Raw genomic sequence first — 15677 nt, 5'->3', positions numbered from 1 at the left:
CTTCACCTCATCCGTCAATCAAGCAGCGATCGAGCCGCCCGCGGCCTCGATGGCGGCGCGAGCGCCAGCCGTCGCGGTAATGCCCTTCAGCACGACCTTGCGCGAGAGTTCGCCGGACTTGATGACCTTGGCGTAACGGACTTGCTGGCCAACCACGCCGGCCTGCTTCAACACTTGCACGTCGATTTCGTCGACGGGCACGGCTTGCAGTTCCGACAGGCGGACTTCAGCGTACAGGTGCTGGCCCAGGGGCGTGAAGCCACGCTTGGGCAGGCGACGCTGCAGCGGCATTTGACCGCCTTCGAAGCCGACCTTGTGGAAGCCACCCGAGCGGGACTTCTGACCCTTGTGACCGCGACCAGCGGTCTTGCCCAGGCCGGAGCCGATGCCGCGGCCGACACGGCGCTTGGCATGCTTGGAGCCTTCGGCGGGCTTGAGCGTATTCAGTTGGAGTTGAGTATCCGACATCTCGATTCCTTAGACTTCCGAAACGGTGACGAGATAATCCACTTTACGGATCATGCCGCGCACTTCGGGCGTATCTTTCAGGATCTTGCTGCTGTTGATGCGGCGCAGGCCAAGGCCGCGCACCGTATCACGGTGATCCTGCTTGGTGCCGATAACCGAGCGCACCAGCGTAACTTTGATCTGCTTGTCAGCCATGATTTACCCCAGAATCTCTTCGACGGTCTTGCCACGCTTGGCGGCAACTTCCGACGGAGTCATGGAGGCGCGCAGGCCATTCAGCGTGGCGCGGACCATGTTGTAGGGATTGCTCGAGCCCAGGCTCTTCGCAACCACGTTGCGCACGCCCATCACTTCGAAGATAGCGCGCATCGGGCCGCCGGCGATCACGCCGGTACCTTCGGGCGCCGGCGAGATCAGCACCGTCGAGGCGCCGTGCTTGCCAACCACCGTGTGAAACAGCGTGCCATTCTTCAGGGCAACCTTGAACAGACCGCGGCGGGCCTGTTCCATCGCCTTCTGGACCGACACCGGCACTTCACGCGCCTTGCCCTTGCCCATGCCGATGCGGCCGTCGCCGTCGCCAACCACGGTCAGCGCGGCGAAGCTCATGGTACGACCACCCTTCACCACCTTGCTGACGCGGTTGACCGCAATCATCTTCTCGCGCAGACCGTCGTCGTTTTCCTTCTCGACCGGGCCCTTGCCTTGTGCTTTAGCCATTTGACTGATCCTCGCTTAGAACTTGAGGCCGGCTTCGCGCGCGGCATCGGCCAGCGCTTTCACGCGGCCATGGTAACGGAAGCCCGAGCGATCGAAGGCAACCAGTTCGATACCGGCGGCCTTGGCCTTCTCGGCGACGCGCTTGCCAACCAGTTCGGCGGCGGCCTTGTTGCCACCCTTGCCGACCTGGCCCAGCTGGGCGCGGACTTCGGCTTCCAGCGTCGAGGCGCTGACCAGCACACGATCGCCTTCCGGCGAAATGATGTTCGCGTAGATGTGCAGGTTCGAGCGGAAGATCGACAGGCGATGAACGCGCAGTTCGGCAATCTTCCGGCGGGTCGGAACCGCACGACGCAAACGAGATACTTTCTTGTCCATGATTCGTCCTTGCGTGCGCCGTTACTTCTTCTTGGTTTCTTTGATGATGACGCGCTCATCCGCATAACGCACACCCTTGCCCTTGTAGGGCTCCGGCGGACGATAGGCGCGGATTTCAGCGGCCACCTGGCCAACAACCTGCTTGCTCGAACCCTTGATGATGATTTCCGTCTGGGTCGGGCATTCGGCCTTGATGCCGGCCGGCAGCTTGTGCAGCACGTCGTGCGAGAAACCGAGTTGCAGCTTCACGGCGTCGCCCTGGACTTGAGCGCGATAACCCACGCCCACCAGGGTCAGCTTACGTTCAAAACCCTTGCTGACACCGGTCACCATGTTGTTGACCAGTGCACGGACGGTGCCCGACATCGCGTCGGCATGACGCGATTCGTTGGCAGCGACGAAGGTCAGCACGCCGTTGTCCAGCGAGATGGCGACGTCGCCCGTCAGGGATTGCGTCAACGAACCCAGCGGGCCCTTGACGGTGATTTGATCCTGCGCAACGGTGGCTTCGACACCCTTGGGCAGATTCACGGGGTACTTGGCGATACGTGACATTAGAATTTCTCCTTAGGCCACGTAGCACAGGACTTCGCCGCCGACGCCATCGGCACGGGCCTTACGGTCCGTCATGACGCCGCGCGAGGTCGTAACGATAGCCACGCCCAGGCCGTTCATGACCTGGGGAATGCTGGTACGGCCCTTGTAAATACGCAGGCCGGGACGCGAGACGCGTTCGATGCGCTCGATCACCGGGCGGCCGGCGTAGTACTTCAGCGAAAGCTCGAGCTCAGGCTTGGCCTGAGTGCCCTTGACTTCGAAACCGTCGATGTAACCCTCATCCTTCAGCACGGCCGCGATAGCGGCCTTCAGCTTCGAGGAGGGCATGCTCACCGTGACTTTTTTGACTTGCTGCGCATTGCGAATGCGGGTCAGCATATCGGCGATGGGATCGCTCATGCTCATATTCGTTCTCCTACCAGCTGGCCTTGGTCATGCCCGGGATTTCCCCACGCATAGCCATTTCGCGAAGTTTGTGGCGCGTCAGGCCGAACTTGCTGAACACGCCACGCGGGCGACCCGTGACCGCGCAGCGGTTACGCTGACGGGAGGGAGCGGCGTTGCGCGGCAGCTGTTGCAGCTTGAGCCGAGCTTGGTAACGTTCTTCTTCGGGCTTCGACTGGTCGTCGATGATCGCCTTCAGTGCAGCGCGCTTGGCAGAGAACTTCTCCGCCATCTTGGCGCGCTTGATATCACGATTGATCAGTGAAAGTTTGGCCACGTCATCGCCCCTTAGTTACGGAACGGGAAGCTGAAGGCGGTCAACAGCGCCTTGGCTTCTTCGTCGGTCTTGGCGGTGGTGGTGATGCTGATGTTCAGCCCACGCAGCGCGTCGATCTTGTCGTATTCGATTTCGGGGAAAATGATCTGCTCTTTCACCCCGACGTTGTAGTTGCCACGACCGTCGAAAGCACGGCCGGAGATACCACGGAAGTCACGCACGCGAGGCAAGGCAATCGCCACCAGGCGGTCCAGGAATTCGTACATGCGTTGGCCGCGCAGCGTCACCATGCAACCAATCGGATAGTTTTCGCGGATCTTGAAACCAGCGATAGCTTTCTTGGTCTTGGTGATCACGGGCTTCTGGCCGGCGATCTTGGTCAGGTCCGAGACGGCGTGCTCGATGACCTTCTTGTCGGCCACGGCTTCCGAAACGCCCATGTTCAACGTGATCTTGGTGATACGCGGAACTTGCATCAGGCTCTTGTAGCCGAACTTTTCCGTCAGTTCACCGACGATCTTGTCGCGGTAGATATCTTGCAAACGGGTCATAATCTGTCGCCCCTTACGCCTTGGCGCCGACAACGGCACCATTGGAACGGAACACGCGCACCTTACGGCCGTCGACTTCCTTGACGCCCACGCGGTCGCCCTTGCCGGTGGCAGGGTTGAACAGCGCCACATTCGAGATGTGGATGGGCAGGGTCTTCTCGACGATGCCGCCAGGATTGTTGGCCATCGGGTTGGGCTTGGTGTGCTTCTTGACGACGTTCACGCCTTCGACCAGCACGTGGTCGGCGTCGACGCGCTCGAGCACGGTGCCACGACGCTTCTTGTCGCGGCCGGTGAGGACGATAACTTCGTCGCCTTTACGGATGTTGTTCATGGATGGCTCCTTTACAGCACTTCCGGGGCCAGCGACACGATCTTCATGAACTTCTCGGTACGCAGTTCACGCGTAACGGGTCCGAAGATACGAGTACCGATGGGCTCATGCTTGGCGTTGAGCAGCACGGCGGCGTTGGTGCCGAAGCGAATCAACGAGCCATCCTTGCGGCGCACGCCCTTGGCGGTGCGAACGACCACGGCGTTGTAGATTTCGCCCTTCTTGACACGACCGCGCGGAGCGGCGTCCAGGACGCTGATTTTGATGATGTCACCGATAGCGGCATAACGGCGCTTGGATCCGCCGAGCACCTTGATGCAGCGCACACGGCGCGCACCAGTATTGTCGGCCACGTCCAGCGTGGTCTGCATTTGGATCATGATTTTTCCTGTTCCAACTTAACCGGAAATTCGAAGTCGTGGTCTCGCGCCCTGGAACGGACCGGGGAGCGCGACCGGTAAAGCCGCTCTACCCTGATCAGTCCCAAAACCCCATTACCAGGCGAATTCGCCATTCCTGCCAGTTTTGGTCCCGTAAGGCCCGTCTGAATCGCCCTGGGTTGTGTGCCGCCGCGCATGTCTTGTCGACAACCGCCGCCGCGAACCTCAGGCAACCCCTACGAACCTGGGTTGATATCCTGCGGATTTTCCCCCTTTCGTCAGCCCGGACCCTGCATTGGCACTTATGCACCGACCCCGCGTTTTCGCTTGGTCGCCTGCACATCCATGCCGCCTAGCCAGACAGACTATTTGGGAAAGCTGATCATTCTATCCCGATAGCCTTGCAATTGCAAGGCCCTTGTACTAATCGCCACCATAGTAGCCTTTTTCCCACAAGTCATGATTGGCCTTGCCCCGCCGGATCTCCGGCGTCATGGGCGCCAGGGCCAGGACCAGCAGGTTCAACCAGCGCATGGGCGCGCGACAAGGGCGCTCGAAGTCGACGAACAGGACCACCCTAACCCCATCCGTATCGTTGTGGACCTGGTGGGGATACAGGTCGTCGAAGACCACCGCCTTCCCCTCCTGCCACACATGGCGCTTTCCATCCACTTCGATCCAGCAATTCTCCCGCGGTTCCGGCACGACCAGGCCCAGGTGCAGGCGCAGGACGCCGTTGTAGGGACCGCGGTGCAGCGGGATGCGCTTGCCCGGTTCGAGTATGGAGAAGAAGGCGGTGCGTATGCCGGGAATGCCCTTCAATGCCTGGGCCGTTGCCGGGCAGCGCGCCAGGTTGCGGGCCGACCGCATGCCATAGCCCATGAAAACGAAGGTCTTCCACTGGTCGTCGGTCGTGATGGTGGCGACGTCGGGTGACAGTTCGTGGAAGGCAGGCAGCTGGTCGCGCTTGCCGAGAACGTCCATGAGCTCGGCCCGGATTCCGGCCGTCTGGGCCTCCAGCGCGGGAATCCAGGGGAACTGGGCGTTATCGAAAATGGGATGGTCGCCGACCAGGGAAGCCTTGGCGATGCCATTGCGCAGCCAGTCGATCAGGCCGAAGAAGCAACGTGAAAATAGCGTCGGGGCAGATTTGGGCGCGAGAGGATTCAAGGCGTTATCGGGCTGGTCGAAAGCGGGACGGCTTTATGTTTCTCGGACCACGAGACGACAGGCTGACTGCCATGTAGCGGCCGGCGTGCGTAGATCATACGATAACCAGGGGCGTAAATAAAAAAAGCCAAGGGCCTAAACCCTTGGCTTTTCACATACAGGCCGGGATCGCTCCCGGCCGCATGGGTGCATCAGATGATGCGAGCGGCCTCGACCAGGCGCACCACGCTCCACGCCTTCGAGCGCGAGATGGGACGGCCTTCGGCGATTTCAACCGTATCGCCTTCGTTGATCTGGTTCGTCTCGTCATGCGCCTTGTACTTCGCGGAGCGCACGATGATCTTGCCGTAGATGGGGTGCTTCACGCGGCGTTCGACGAGAACGACCACGGTCTTGTCCATCTTGTTGCTGACGACCTTGCCGACCAGCGTACGCTGGCGCTTGGCGGGTTGGGTGTTTTGCGTTTCGCTCATGATTAGCTTCCTGCCTTCTCGGTCAGCAAGGTACGGACGCGAGCGATGTCACGGCGCACTTTGCCCAGCTGGCTGGTGTTGGCGAGCTGCTGGGTGGCCTTCTGCATACGCAGACCGAATTGGGCACGGAGCAGGCTCTCGAGCTCTCTCTGGAGCTCGGCGACGTCTTTGGTACGGAGTTCTTTGGCTTTCATTTAGGACTCCTTAGGCGCCAATGTGACGAGCCACGAAGGTCGTCGCGATCGGCAGCTTGGCGGCGGCCAGGCGGAAAGCTTCGCGAGCCAATTCTTCGCTCACCCCTTCCATTTCGTACAGCACCTTGCCGGGTTGGATTTCAGCGACCCAGTACTCCGGGTTGCCCTTACCGTTACCCATACGGACTTCGGCCGGCTTTTGCGAGATCGGCTTGTCCGGGAAGATGCGGATCCAGATACGGCCGCCACGCTTGATGTGACGGTTGATGGCACGACGAGCGGCCTCGATCTGGCGAGCGGTCAGACGGCCACGACCGGTGGCCTTCAGACCATATTCGCCGAACGACACGTTGGTGCCGCGCGTGGCCAGGCCCGTGTTGCGGCCCTTCTGCTCTTTGCGATACTTTCTGCGTGAGGGTTGCAGCATGTTTATTCTCCTTCAGGCGCCGGCGCGGCGTCCGCCTTGCGCGGACCGCGGCCACGGCCACCAGGACGGCCGCCATCAGGACGGTCGCCACGGGGGGCACGGCGCGGACGGCGCTCTTCTTCGCGAGGCGCGGCGGTCTCAGGCGGCAGTTCGCCATTGGCCAGCATGTCGCCCTTGTAGACCCAGACCTTGATGCCGATCACACCGTAGGTGGTGTGGGCTTCGGAGGTGCCGTAGTCGATGTTCGCCTTCAGCGTGTGCAGCGGCACGCGACCTTCGCGGTACCACTCGGTACGCGCGATTTCGATACCGTTCAGACGGCCCGAGCTCATGATCTTGATGCCCTGGGCGCCCAGGCGCATGGCGTTCTGCATGGCGCGCTTCATCGCGCGGCGGAACATGATGCGCTTTTCGAGCTGTTGCGAAATCGAGTCGGCGATCAGCTGGGCGTCGGTTTCCGGCTTGCGGATTTCCTCGATGTTGACGTGCACGGGCACGCCCATCAGACGCTGCAGATCGGCCTTCAGGCTTTCGATGTCTTCGCCGCGCTTGCCGATCACCACGCCCGGACGAGCCGAGTAGACGGTAATGCGGGCATTCTTGGCGGGACGCTCGATCAGCACGCGGCCGACCGAGGCGCTCTTGAGCTTCTTCTTCAGGTATTCGCGCACGCGGATGTCTTCGGCCAGCATGGCGCCGAAAACCTTGTCGTCAGCGTACCAACGCGAGGACCAATTACGGGTGACCGCGAGACGGAACCCAGTGGGGTGAATTTTCTGACCCATCTTGACTCCTTAGGCTCCGACCTTGACCGTGATGTGGCAGGTCTGCTTCTCGATGCGGTTGCCACGGCCCTTCGCACGGGCGGAGAAGCGCTTCATCGACTCGGCCTTGTCCACGTAGATCGTGGTGACCTTCAGTTCGTCGATGTCGGCGCCGTCGTTATGCTCGGCGTTGGCGATCGCGGATTCGACAGCCTTCTTCAGGATGCCGGCGGCCTTCTTCGGGGAGAAGTTGAGGATTTCCAGGGCACGAGCGACCGACTTGCCGCGGATCAGGTCCGCAACCAGACGGGTCTTCTGGGCCGAGATGTGAACTCCACGGATAATGGCAGTAGTTTCCATCGCTTACCTCTTGGCCTTCTTGTCCGCGGCATGACCCTTGAACGTACGGGTCAGCGCGAATTCGCCGAGTTTGTGGCCGACCATGTTCTCGTTGATGTAAACGGGAACGTGCTGCTTGCCGTTGTGCACAGCGATCGTCAGACCGATGAACTCGGGCAGGATCGTGGAACGGCGCGACCAGGTCTTGATCGGCTTCTTGTCTTTGCCCGCGACGGCCTTCTCTACCTTGGTGATAAGGTAGGCGTCGACAAACGGGCCTTTCTTGATCGAACGTGACATAGTGTTCGCCTCTTACTTGCGCTTGCGCCGTTGGACGATCATATTGTTCGTCCGCTTGTTGCTACGGGTCTTGTAACCCTTAGCCGGGGTGCCCCACGGGCTGACCGGTTCGCGAGCTTCACCGGTGCGGCCTTCGCCACCACCGTGCGGGTGATCGACCGGGTTCATGGCCACGCCACGAACCGTCGGGCGGACACCGCGCCAACGCATTGCACCGGCCTTGCCGATCTGGCGCAGGCTGTGTTCTTCATTACCGACTTCACCGATCGTGGCACGGCATTCGATGTGAATGCGGCGCACTTCGCCCGAACGCAGGCGAACCTGCGCGTAGACGCCTTCACGGGCCATCAGCACGGCGGAGGCGCCGGCCGAACGAGCGATCTGCGCACCCTTGCCGGGCAGCATTTCGATGCAGTGTATCGTCGTACCCACCGGGATGCTGCGGATACGCAGCGTGTTGCCGGCGCGGATGGGGGCTTCGTCGCCCGACACCAGCGAGGCACCCACTTCCAGGCCACGGGGCGCGATGATGTAGCGGCGCTCGCCATCGGCGTAGCACAGCAGCGCCAGGTGCGCCGTACGGTTGGGGTCGTATTCCAGACGCTCGACCTTGGCGGGGATGCCGTCCTTGTCGCGACGGAAGTCGACGATACGGTAATGTTGCTTGTGACCACCGCCACGATGACGGATGGTGATGTGACCGTTGTTGTTACGGCCAGAGCCACGCTTCTTCTTTTCGAGCAGCGAGGCAACGGGGGCGCCCTTGTGCAGGTTCGGGCTCACCACCTTCACCATGCCACGGCGGCCGGCCGAGGTCGGTTTGACTTTAACGAGGGCCATTTACTTCACCTCCGCAAAGTCGATTTCCTGGCCTTCCTTGAGCGAAACGTAGGCCTTGCGCTCATTGCGGCGGCGACCCACGAAACGGCCAAAGCGCTTGACTTTGCCCTTGCGATTGAGGACCTGCACGGACTCGACCTGCACCTTGAAGAGCAGTTCGACGGCAGCCTTGATTTCCGGCTTGGTGGCCGTGTCGACCACGCGGAAAGCGACTTGTTGGTTCTTCTCGGCGACGAACGTGGCCTTTTCGGTCACGATCGGAGCCAGCAGAACCTGCATCAAGCGTTCGGTGTTCATCCGAGCATCTCCTCGAGTTGGGCGATGGCCGGCTTGGTGATCAACACTTTCTTGTAGTGGATCAGCGAAAGCGGATCGGCATAGCGCGGTTCGACCACGGCAACGTGCGGCAGGTTGCGGGTGGCGAGATAAACGTTCTCGTCGAAGTCGTCGGTGATGATCAGCACGGACTCCAGGCCCAGGCCCTTCAGCTTGGCGGCAGCCAGCTTGGTCTTGGGGGATTCCAGCTTGAACGCGTCGACAACGGCGATGCGGCCTTCACGAGCCAGTTGCGACAGGATCGAGCGGATCCCGGCGCGGTACATCTTCTTGTTGACCTTCTGGCTGAAGTTCTCGTCGGGCGAGTTCGGGAACGTGCGACCACCCCCACGCCACAGCGGCGACGAAGTCATACCGGCGCGGGCGCGGCCGGTACCCTTCTGGCGCCAGGGCTTCTTGGTGGAGTGCTTGACTTCCGTACGATCCTTCTGGGCACGGTTGCCGCTGCGCGCGTTGGCCTGGAAGGCCACCACGATCTGCTGCACCAGCGCTTCGTTGAATTCGCGGCCGAAGACGGTGTCGGCAACGCTGACCGTGCCGGCTTCACCTTGGTCATTCAGGAGCTTGAGATCCATTTACTTACGCTCCTTTCTTGGCCGGGGCCTTGACGGCCGGACGCACGATGACGTTGGCTTCATTGTGGCCGGGCACGGCGCCCTTGACGAACAGCAGACCACGTTCGGCGTCCACGCGGACGACGTCGAGGTTCTGGACCGTGCGCTGCACGTCACCGAGGTGACCCGACATGCGCTTACCGGGGAAGATGCGGCCGGGGTCTTGCGCCTGGCCGATCGAGCCGGGCACGCGGTGCGAACGGGAGTTACCGTGCGACGCGCGCTGCGAACCGAAGTGGTGGCGCTTGATGGTACCGGCGAAGCCCTTACCGATGGTGGTGCCCGTCACGTCGACCGTCTGGCCGGCTTCGAACACGCTTTCAACGGCGACCACGCTGCCGGCCGTGAATTCGGCGGCTTTGGCGGGATCGAGGCGGAATTCCTTGAGGATGCTACCGGCTTCGACGCCAGCCTTCGCGTAGTGGCCCGTTTGGGGTTCCGCAACGCGAGACTTGCGGCGCTCGCCGTAAGCCAGCTGGACAGCGGCATAGCCGTCGCTTTCCAGGGACTTGACCTGGGTCACGCGGTTGTTCGACAGATCCAGCACGGTCACCGGAATGGATTCGCCATCCTCGGTGAAAATGCGGGTCATGCCAACCTTGCGACCCACCAGCCCGAGCCGATGGGCGGCAGGCGTGGGTGTCGGATTCGACATCGTTTTCTCCATTCCCGACTACGATTGGTCGGGGCTAATCAGGCGAAGAGACACTTCGCCCTACGTGTGTGTCATTCTGCCGAGGCAACTACGGGTCGTTCCTAATGAGGACAGGCACGGCCCTGCCAAAAACGGCAATCTCGGACTATAGCATGGTGATTTGGCAGCTGGCAAGCATCGATTGCGCTTGACGCTGTTTGCGCCGTACTGGCGCGACGTTAGCGGCTTTTACGCCACGACAGCGGCCTGCATCCATCGCCGCGGGCGCCAGGAATGCAAAAGGCCGCGTTCCCGGGGGTACACGGCCTTCGTTACGACACGCCCTCCTTCGCAGGGCGCGCGCCTACTTCTTACTCTTACTGCAGGGCGATTTCGACATCGACACCGGCCGGCAGATCCAGACGCATCAGGGCGTCCACGGTCTTGTCGGTGGGATCGACGATGTCCATCAGGCGCTGGTGCGTACGGATTTCGAACTGGTCACGCGACGTCTTGTTCACGTGCGGCGAACGCAGCACGTCGTAACGGCGGATGCGCGTGGGCAGCGGAACCGGACCACGGACGACCGCACCGGTGCGCTTGGCGGTGTCGACGATTTCGGCGGCCGACTGATCGATCAACTTGTAATCGAACGCCTTCAAGCGGATGCGGATCTTCTGGTTTTTCATGGTGTTTCCTACTAAAGAACGATGTAAGCGGTGATCCGGAACGCCGGATCACCGCACCCGGCAGGGAATTACTTGATGATGGAAGCGACGACGCCGGCGCCGACGGTACGGCCGCCTTCGCGGATGGCGAAGCGCAGGCCTTCTTCCATGGCGATCGGGGCCAGCAGGCGCACGGTCATCGACACGTTGTCACCCGGCAGGACCATTTCCTTGTCCTTGGGCAGGTCGATCGTGCCCGTCACGTCCGTCGTACGGAAGTAGAACTGGGGACGATAGCCGTTGAAGAACGGGGTGTGACGGCCGCCTTCTTCCTTGGACAGGATGTACACCTCGGCGGTGAAGTCCGTGTGCGGGTTGATCGAACCCGGCTTGGCCAGAACCTGGCCGCGCTCGACGTCTTCGCGCTTGGTGCCGCGCAGCAGGATACCCACGTTGTCGCCCGCTTGACCTTGGTCCAGCAGCTTGCGGAACATTTCCACGCCCGTGCAGGTCGTCTTCACCGTCGGCTTGATGCCCACGATTTCGATTTCCTCGCCGACCTTCACCACACCGCGCTCGATACGGCCGGTCACCACCGTGCCGCGACCCGAGATCGAGAACACGTCTTCCACCGGCATCAGGAACGTGCCGTCGATGGCGCGCTCAGGCGTCGGGATGTACGAGTCCAGCGCATCGGCCAGCGCCAGGATGGCCTGCTCGCCCAGTTCGCCCTTGTCGCCTTCCAGCGCCAGCTTGGCCGAACCCTTCACGATCGGCGTGTCGTCGCCCGGGAAGTCGTACTTGCTCAGCAGTTCGCGAACTTCCATTTCCACCAGCTCCAGCAGCTCGGCGTCGTCCACCATGTCCGCCTTGTTCAGGAAGACGATGATGTACGGCACGCCAACCTGGCGGCTCAGCAGGATGTGTTCACGCGTTTGCGGCATCGGGCCGTCGGCGGCCGACACCACCAGGATCGCGCCGTCCATCTGCGCCGCGCCCGTGATCATGTTCTTCACATAGTCAGCGTGGCCCGGGCAGTCAACGTGCGCGTAGTGACGCGTCGCCGTTTCGTATTCCACGTGCGCCGTGTTGATCGTGATGCCGCGCGCCTTCTCTTCCGGCGCCGCGTCGATCTGGTCGTAGCCCTTGGCTTCGCCGCCAAACTTCGTCGACAGCACCGTCGTGATCGCTGCCGTCAGCGTCGTCTTGCCGTGGTCAACGTGACCGATCGTGCCCACGTTCACGTGCGGCTTGGTACGTTCAAACTTGCCTTTTGCCATGATCTCTATCCTTAGTCTTTCAAGGAAACTGTTTGTTTAGGCACCGCTTCCGACGATCGGAAACGGCGCCGACTTTAATTGATTACTTGGTACGAGCAGCGATAACTTCGTCAGCCACGTTCTTCGGAGCTTCAGCGTACTGCTTGAACTCCATCGTGTACGTCGCGCGGCCTTGCGTTTGCGAACGCAGGCTGGTCGAGTAGCCGAACATCTCGGCCAGCGGAACTTCGGCCTTGATGATCTTGCCGCCGCCAACGATGTCATCCATGCCCTGGACCATACCGCGCCGCGAGGACAAGTCGCCCATCACGGTACCGGCGTAGTCTTCCGGCGTTTCCACTTCAACGGCCATCATGGGCTCGAGCAGCACGGGGCTGGCCTTGCGCATGCCTTCCTTGAAGGCCATCGAACCGGCCATCCGGAACGCGTTTTCGTTCGAGTCCACGTCGTGGTACGAACCGAAGAACAGCGTGACCTTGACGTCCACGACGGGGTAGCCCGCCAGGATGCCCGAGGACAGCGTATCGCGCACGCCCTTTTCAACGGCCGGGATGAATTCACGGGGAACCACGCCGCCCTTGATGGCGTCGACGAATTCGAAACCGGCACCACCCGGCTCCAGCGGCTCGACCTTCAGCACGGCGTGACCGTACTGGCCGCGGCCGCCCGACTGCTTGACGAACTTGCCTTCGGCTTCGTCGCAGGTCTTGCGGATGGTTTCGCGGTAAGCCACCTGCGGCTTGCCGACGTTGGCTTCCACGCCGAATTCGCGCTTCATGCGGTCGACCAGGATTTCCAGGTGCAGTTCGCCCATGCCGGAAATAATGGTTTGACCCGATTCTTCGTCGCTACGCACGCGGAACGACGGATCTTCCTGAGCCAGGCGGCCCAGCGCCAGACCCATCTTTTCCTGGTCGGCCTTCGACTTGGGTTCCACGGCCTGCGAAATCACGGGCTCGGGGAACTCCATGCGCTCCAGCAGGATGTGCGAATCGACATCGCACAGCGTTTCGCCGGTGGTCACGTCCTTCAGGCCGACCACGGCGGCGATGTCGCCCGCCAGCACTTCCTTGATTTCTTCGCGGTTGTTGGCGTGCATCTGCAGCAGACGGCCGATACGTTCCTTCTTGCCCTTGATGGGGTTGTAGACGGTATCGCCCGACTTCAGCACGCCGGAGTACACGCGCACGAAGGTCAGCTGGCCGACGAACGGATCGCTCATCAGCTTGAATGCCAGGGCCGAGAACTTCTCGCTGTCGTCAGCCTTGCGGTTGATGGCGTTGCCGTCATCGTCCTGGCCGTCCACCGGCGGAATGTCGATGGGCGACGGCAGGTAGTCGATGACCGCGTCCAACATGCGCTGCACGCCCTTGTTCTTGAAGGCGGTGCCGCACAGCATCGGCTGGATTTCGCCAGCGATGGTGCGCTGACGGATGCCGCTGTTGATTTCGGCTTCTTCCAGCGAACCCGTTTCCAGGTACTTGTTCATCAGCTCTTCGGACGACTCGGCGGCCGACTCGACCAGCTTCTCGCGCCATTCCTCGGCCGTCGCTTGCAACTCGGCGGGAATGTCGGCGTAGTCGAACTTGGTGCCCTGGCTGGCTTCATCCCACAGGATGGCCTTCATCTTGATCAGGTCGACCACGCCGGCGAACGTGTCTTCGGCGCCGATCGGGATCACGATGGGCACGGGGTTGGCGCGCAGGCGGCCCTTCAGCTGATCGTAGACCTTGAAGAAGTTGGCGCCGGTGCGGTCCATCTTGTTGACGAAGGCCAGGCGGGGCACGCCATACTTGTTGGCCTGACGCCACACGGTTTCCGATTGGGGCTGCACACCGCCCACCGCGCAGTAAACCATGCAAGCACCGTCGAGCACGCGCATGGAGCGTTCGACTTCGATGGTGAAGTCGACGTGCCCCGGGGTGTCGATGATGTTGATGCGGTGCTCAGGATAGTTGCCAGCCATGCCACGCCAGAACGCCGTGGTCGCGGCCGACGTAATGGTGATGCCACGTTCCTGTTCCTGTTCCATCCAGTCCATGGTGGCGGCGCCATCATGCACTTCGCCAATCTTGTGATTGACGCCCGTGTAGAACAGGATGCGTTCGGTCGTGGTGGTTTTCCCTGCATCGATGTGCGCAGAGATGCCAATGTTGCGGTAGCGCTCGATCGGGGTTTTGCGGGCCATGGTTGCTTAATCCTTAAATTACCAGCGGAAATGGCTGAAGGCCTTGTTGGCCTCGGCCATCTTGTGCGTGTCTTCGCGCTTCTTCATCGCGGCGCCACGACCTTCAGAGGCATCGATCAGCTCGCCAGCCAGACGCAGATCCATCGACTTCTCGCCGCGCTTCTTCGCGGCTTCGCGCAACCAACGCATGGCCAAGGCCAGGCGGCGCACGGGGCGCACTTCAACCGGCACTTGGTAGTTGGCGCCGCCCACGCGGCGGCTCTTCACTTCGACGATCGGCTTGATGTTGTTGATCGCCAGGCTGAAAACCTCGATCGGCTCCTTGCCGGTCTTGGCTTGCACTTGCTCGAGGGCACCATAGACGATGCGCTCGGCGACGGCCTTCTTGCCGTCCAGCATGACGACGTTCATGAACTTGGCGAGCTCGACGCTGCCGAACTTGGGATCGGGCAGAATCTCGCGCTTGGGTACTTCGCGACGACGGGGCATTGTGCTTCCTTAATGTGTCAGTTCAGTTGAACCGCGATGTTCCGCGGCCACGGCCATCCATAACCTAGATGGCCCCTTACGTGCCGTTGCCGTTCCTGGGAACGCAGACGGCTGCACGGTCCAGCGGCTGGAATCGGATGACCGATGTTCCGGCGGCGGACTGCGGCCTGGTTATCAGGCCTTCTTGGGGCGCTTCGCGCCGTACTTCGAACGTGCTTGCTTGCGGTCTTTCACGCCTTGCAAGTCGAGCGAGCCACGGACGATGTGGTAACGCACACCCGGCAAGTCCTTCACACGGCCGCCGCGCACGAGCACGACCGAGTGTTCTTGCAGGTTGTGGCCTTCGCCGCCGATGTACGAAATGACTTCGTAACCGTTGGTCAGGCGCACCTTGGCGACCTTACGCAGAGCGGAGTTAGGCTTCTTGGGGGTGGTGGTGTACACGCGGGTGCACACGCCACGCCGCTGCGGGCAGTTTTCGAGCGCGGGGCTCTTGCTCTTGGCGGCGCTGACTTCGCGCGGCTTGCGCACGAGTTGGCTGATGGTAGGCATGACCTTTGAAATCCCTTTTACGTACTACGGGGGGTAAGAGTACTGACGTACCGTACTGCTTGAACCTTGGCCCGCCGCTCGGTGATGCACGGGGACATCGCCGGACGCCGGGGAGGCGGTTCGCGCAAAACCGCCCCTGACGCGTATACGTAAAAGAGCGGGTCTTGCTGAATCTTGCTTCACTGCCTTGCAGCGCTTGCCGGGCATCGCATTGCGCCGCTGTGGGCAACACGATGCGTGGGGTCGACAAACTGCGCAGACTGCGCGCACGGGAAAACCACTGCGCGCATATAACTCAG

26 protein-coding genes are annotated in these 15677 nt (G+C 61.6%); all 26 read right to left on the bottom strand.

From position 1 onward, the window contains the following. Positions 1 to 18: 18 nt before the first annotated feature. Positions 19 to 468: a 50S ribosomal protein L15 gene (rplO, locus tag C7R54_RS17400; RefSeq protein WP_088599434.1), complete on the bottom strand. Its 450-nt coding sequence runs from the start codon at positions 466 to 468 to the stop codon at positions 19 to 21. A gap of 9 nt (positions 469 to 477) precedes the next feature. Beyond that, positions 478 to 663, bottom strand: coding sequence for a 50S ribosomal protein L30 (gene rpmD, locus C7R54_RS17395; RefSeq protein WP_094856540.1), 186 nt, complete (start codon positions 661 to 663; stop codon positions 478 to 480). Positions 664 to 666: 3 nt separating this feature from the next. Continuing rightward, a complete protein-coding gene (gene rpsE, locus C7R54_RS17390) occupies positions 667 to 1188 on the bottom strand; it encodes a 30S ribosomal protein S5 (protein WP_094856541.1) in 522 nt (173 codons plus the stop codon). A 15-nt stretch (positions 1189 to 1203) separates the two neighbouring features. Then, the gene (gene rplR, locus C7R54_RS17385; protein ID WP_094856542.1) at positions 1204 to 1566 is read right to left on the bottom strand and encodes a 50S ribosomal protein L18; all 363 of its coding nucleotides are present in this window, start codon (positions 1564 to 1566) and stop codon (positions 1204 to 1206) included. A gap of 21 nt (positions 1567 to 1587) precedes the next feature. Next, complete coding sequence (gene rplF / locus C7R54_RS17380; protein WP_129151701.1) at positions 1588 to 2121, bottom strand: 50S ribosomal protein L6; 534 nt, start codon at positions 2119 to 2121, stop codon at positions 1588 to 1590. Between the two features lie 12 nt (positions 2122 to 2133). Further along, entirely contained in the window at positions 2134 to 2529 is a 396-nt protein-coding gene (rpsH, locus tag C7R54_RS17375) for a 30S ribosomal protein S8 (RefSeq protein ID WP_129151700.1), read from the bottom strand. Positions 2530 to 2539: 10 nt separating this feature from the next. Continuing rightward, positions 2540 to 2845, bottom strand: a complete 306-nt coding sequence (rpsN, locus tag C7R54_RS17370) for a 30S ribosomal protein S14 (protein ID WP_129151699.1) — start codon at positions 2843 to 2845, stop codon at positions 2540 to 2542. A gap of 11 nt (positions 2846 to 2856) precedes the next feature. Further along, a complete protein-coding gene (gene rplE / locus C7R54_RS17365; RefSeq protein WP_129151698.1) occupies positions 2857 to 3396 on the bottom strand; it encodes a 50S ribosomal protein L5 in 540 nt (179 codons plus the stop codon). A 13-nt stretch (positions 3397 to 3409) separates the two neighbouring features. Beyond that, positions 3410 to 3730, bottom strand: coding sequence for a 50S ribosomal protein L24 (gene rplX / locus C7R54_RS17360; RefSeq protein ID WP_129151697.1), 321 nt, complete (start codon positions 3728 to 3730; stop codon positions 3410 to 3412). A gap of 11 nt (positions 3731 to 3741) precedes the next feature. Then, positions 3742 to 4110, bottom strand: coding sequence for a 50S ribosomal protein L14 (rplN, locus tag C7R54_RS17355; RefSeq protein ID WP_129151696.1), 369 nt, complete (start codon positions 4108 to 4110; stop codon positions 3742 to 3744). Between the two features lie 423 nt (positions 4111 to 4533). Further along, a complete protein-coding gene (locus C7R54_RS17350) occupies positions 4534 to 5280 on the bottom strand; it encodes an aspartyl/asparaginyl beta-hydroxylase domain-containing protein (RefSeq protein ID WP_129151695.1) in 747 nt (248 codons plus the stop codon). A gap of 191 nt (positions 5281 to 5471) precedes the next feature. Beyond that, positions 5472 to 5753, bottom strand: a complete 282-nt coding sequence (gene rpsQ, locus C7R54_RS17345) for a 30S ribosomal protein S17 (protein ID WP_057654226.1) — start codon at positions 5751 to 5753, stop codon at positions 5472 to 5474. Positions 5754 to 5755: 2 nt separating this feature from the next. Beyond that, the gene (gene rpmC / locus C7R54_RS17340; protein WP_129151694.1) at positions 5756 to 5947 is read right to left on the bottom strand and encodes a 50S ribosomal protein L29; all 192 of its coding nucleotides are present in this window, start codon (positions 5945 to 5947) and stop codon (positions 5756 to 5758) included. A gap of 10 nt (positions 5948 to 5957) precedes the next feature. After that, positions 5958 to 6374, bottom strand: a complete 417-nt coding sequence (gene rplP, locus C7R54_RS17335; RefSeq protein ID WP_129151693.1) for a 50S ribosomal protein L16 — start codon at positions 6372 to 6374, stop codon at positions 5958 to 5960. A 2-nt stretch (positions 6375 to 6376) separates the two neighbouring features. Further along, complete coding sequence (rpsC, locus tag C7R54_RS17330; RefSeq protein ID WP_129151692.1) at positions 6377 to 7159, bottom strand: 30S ribosomal protein S3; 783 nt, start codon at positions 7157 to 7159, stop codon at positions 6377 to 6379. A gap of 9 nt (positions 7160 to 7168) precedes the next feature. Then, on the bottom strand, positions 7169 to 7498 hold the full coding sequence (gene rplV / locus C7R54_RS17325) for a 50S ribosomal protein L22 (protein ID WP_129151691.1): 330 nt from the start codon (positions 7496 to 7498) through the stop codon (positions 7169 to 7171). A 3-nt stretch (positions 7499 to 7501) separates the two neighbouring features. Next, complete coding sequence (gene rpsS / locus C7R54_RS17320) at positions 7502 to 7777, bottom strand: 30S ribosomal protein S19 (protein WP_057654231.1); 276 nt, start codon at positions 7775 to 7777, stop codon at positions 7502 to 7504. A 12-nt stretch (positions 7778 to 7789) separates the two neighbouring features. Beyond that, positions 7790 to 8617 carry a 50S ribosomal protein L2 gene (rplB, locus tag C7R54_RS17315; protein WP_129151690.1) on the bottom strand — a complete coding sequence of 276 codons (828 nt, stop codon included), beginning with the start codon at positions 8615 to 8617 and terminating at the stop codon, positions 7790 to 7792. Continuing rightward, positions 8618 to 8914, bottom strand: a complete 297-nt coding sequence (rplW, locus tag C7R54_RS17310) for a 50S ribosomal protein L23 (protein WP_066357397.1) — start codon at positions 8912 to 8914, stop codon at positions 8618 to 8620. Continuing rightward, positions 8911 to 9528: a 50S ribosomal protein L4 gene (gene rplD, locus C7R54_RS17305; RefSeq protein ID WP_129151689.1), complete on the bottom strand. Its 618-nt coding sequence runs from the start codon at positions 9526 to 9528 to the stop codon at positions 8911 to 8913. The genes rplW and rplD overlap by 4 nt, the downstream gene beginning before the upstream one ends. 4 nt (positions 9529 to 9532) lie before the next feature. Next, complete coding sequence (gene rplC / locus C7R54_RS17300) at positions 9533 to 10222, bottom strand: 50S ribosomal protein L3 (RefSeq protein WP_192903681.1); 690 nt, start codon at positions 10220 to 10222, stop codon at positions 9533 to 9535. A gap of 356 nt (positions 10223 to 10578) precedes the next feature. Continuing rightward, positions 10579 to 10890: a 30S ribosomal protein S10 gene (rpsJ, locus tag C7R54_RS17295; protein WP_003806903.1), complete on the bottom strand. Its 312-nt coding sequence runs from the start codon at positions 10888 to 10890 to the stop codon at positions 10579 to 10581. A 68-nt stretch (positions 10891 to 10958) separates the two neighbouring features. Beyond that, positions 10959 to 12149, bottom strand: a complete 1191-nt coding sequence (gene tuf / locus C7R54_RS17290) for an elongation factor Tu (RefSeq protein WP_129151675.1) — start codon at positions 12147 to 12149, stop codon at positions 10959 to 10961. Positions 12150 to 12231: 82 nt separating this feature from the next. Continuing rightward, positions 12232 to 14337 carry an elongation factor G gene (fusA, locus tag C7R54_RS17285; protein ID WP_129151687.1) on the bottom strand — a complete coding sequence of 702 codons (2106 nt, stop codon included), beginning with the start codon at positions 14335 to 14337 and terminating at the stop codon, positions 12232 to 12234. Positions 14338 to 14355: 18 nt separating this feature from the next. Continuing rightward, entirely contained in the window at positions 14356 to 14826 is a 471-nt protein-coding gene (gene rpsG / locus C7R54_RS17280; RefSeq protein ID WP_012251773.1) for a 30S ribosomal protein S7, read from the bottom strand. A gap of 174 nt (positions 14827 to 15000) precedes the next feature. Beyond that, on the bottom strand, positions 15001 to 15378 hold the full coding sequence (rpsL, locus tag C7R54_RS17275) for a 30S ribosomal protein S12 (RefSeq protein WP_057654238.1): 378 nt from the start codon (positions 15376 to 15378) through the stop codon (positions 15001 to 15003). Positions 15379 to 15677: the final 299 nt, after the last annotated feature.

The sequence above is a fragment of the Achromobacter aloeverae genome, assembly GCF_004121055.1.
Lineage (GTDB): Bacteria > Pseudomonadota > Gammaproteobacteria > Burkholderiales > Burkholderiaceae_B > Bordetella_C > Bordetella_C aloeverae.
The sequence above is the reverse complement of the archived record's forward strand: the minus strand, read 5'-3'. Positions and strand labels throughout refer to the sequence as shown.

Excerpts from the sequence above, each read along its gene's own strand:
- rplO (WP_088599434.1), bottom strand. The coding sequence starts at position 468 with ATGTCGGATACTCAACTCCAACTGAATACGCTCAAGCCCGCCGAAGGC.
- rpmD (WP_094856540.1), bottom strand. The coding sequence starts at position 663 with ATGGCTGACAAGCAGATCAAAGTTACGCTGGTGCGCTCGGTTATCGGC.
- rpsE (WP_094856541.1), bottom strand. The coding sequence starts at position 1,188 with ATGGCTAAAGCACAAGGCAAGGGCCCGGTCGAGAAGGAAAACGACGAC.
- rplR (WP_094856542.1), bottom strand. The coding sequence starts at position 1,566 with ATGGACAAGAAAGTATCTCGTTTGCGTCGTGCGGTTCCGACCCGCCGG.
- rplF (WP_129151701.1), bottom strand. The coding sequence starts at position 2,121 with ATGTCACGTATCGCCAAGTACCCCGTGAATCTGCCCAAGGGTGTCGAA.
- rpsH (WP_129151700.1), bottom strand. The coding sequence starts at position 2,529 with ATGAGCATGAGCGATCCCATCGCCGATATGCTGACCCGCATTCGCAAT.
- rplE (WP_129151698.1), bottom strand. The coding sequence starts at position 3,396 with ATGACCCGTTTGCAAGATATCTACCGCGACAAGATCGTCGGTGAACTG.
- rplX (WP_129151697.1), bottom strand. The coding sequence starts at position 3,730 with ATGAACAACATCCGTAAAGGCGACGAAGTTATCGTCCTCACCGGCCGC.
- rplN (WP_129151696.1), bottom strand. The coding sequence starts at position 4,110 with ATGATCCAAATGCAGACCACGCTGGACGTGGCCGACAATACTGGTGCG.
- rpsQ (WP_057654226.1), bottom strand. The coding sequence starts at position 5,753 with ATGAGCGAAACGCAAAACACCCAACCCGCCAAGCGCCAGCGTACGCTG.
- rpmC (WP_129151694.1), bottom strand. The coding sequence starts at position 5,947 with ATGAAAGCCAAAGAACTCCGTACCAAAGACGTCGCCGAGCTCCAGAGA.
- rplP (WP_129151693.1), bottom strand. The coding sequence starts at position 6,374 with ATGCTGCAACCCTCACGCAGAAAGTATCGCAAAGAGCAGAAGGGCCGC.
- rpsC (WP_129151692.1), bottom strand. The coding sequence starts at position 7,159 with ATGGGTCAGAAAATTCACCCCACTGGGTTCCGTCTCGCGGTCACCCGT.
- rplV (WP_129151691.1), bottom strand. The coding sequence starts at position 7,498 with ATGGAAACTACTGCCATTATCCGTGGAGTTCACATCTCGGCCCAGAAG.
- rpsS (WP_057654231.1), bottom strand. The coding sequence starts at position 7,777 with ATGTCACGTTCGATCAAGAAAGGCCCGTTTGTCGACGCCTACCTTATC.
- rplB (WP_129151690.1), bottom strand. The coding sequence starts at position 8,617 with ATGGCCCTCGTTAAAGTCAAACCGACCTCGGCCGGCCGCCGTGGCATG.
- rplW (WP_066357397.1), bottom strand. The coding sequence starts at position 8,914 with ATGAACACCGAACGCTTGATGCAGGTTCTGCTGGCTCCGATCGTGACC.
- rplD (WP_129151689.1), bottom strand. The coding sequence starts at position 9,528 with ATGGATCTCAAGCTCCTGAATGACCAAGGTGAAGCCGGCACGGTCAGC.
- rplC (WP_192903681.1), bottom strand. The coding sequence starts at position 10,222 with ATGTCGAATCCGACACCCACGCCTGCCGCCCATCGGCTCGGGCTGGTG.
- rpsJ (WP_003806903.1), bottom strand. The coding sequence starts at position 10,890 with ATGAAAAACCAGAAGATCCGCATCCGCTTGAAGGCGTTCGATTACAAG.
- tuf (WP_129151675.1), bottom strand. The coding sequence starts at position 12,149 with ATGGCAAAAGGCAAGTTTGAACGTACCAAGCCGCACGTGAACGTGGGC.
- fusA (WP_129151687.1), bottom strand. The coding sequence starts at position 14,337 with ATGGCCCGCAAAACCCCGATCGAGCGCTACCGCAACATTGGCATCTCT.
- rpsG (WP_012251773.1), bottom strand. The coding sequence starts at position 14,826 with ATGCCCCGTCGTCGCGAAGTACCCAAGCGCGAGATTCTGCCCGATCCC.
- rpsL (WP_057654238.1), bottom strand. The coding sequence starts at position 15,378 with ATGCCTACCATCAGCCAACTCGTGCGCAAGCCGCGCGAAGTCAGCGCC.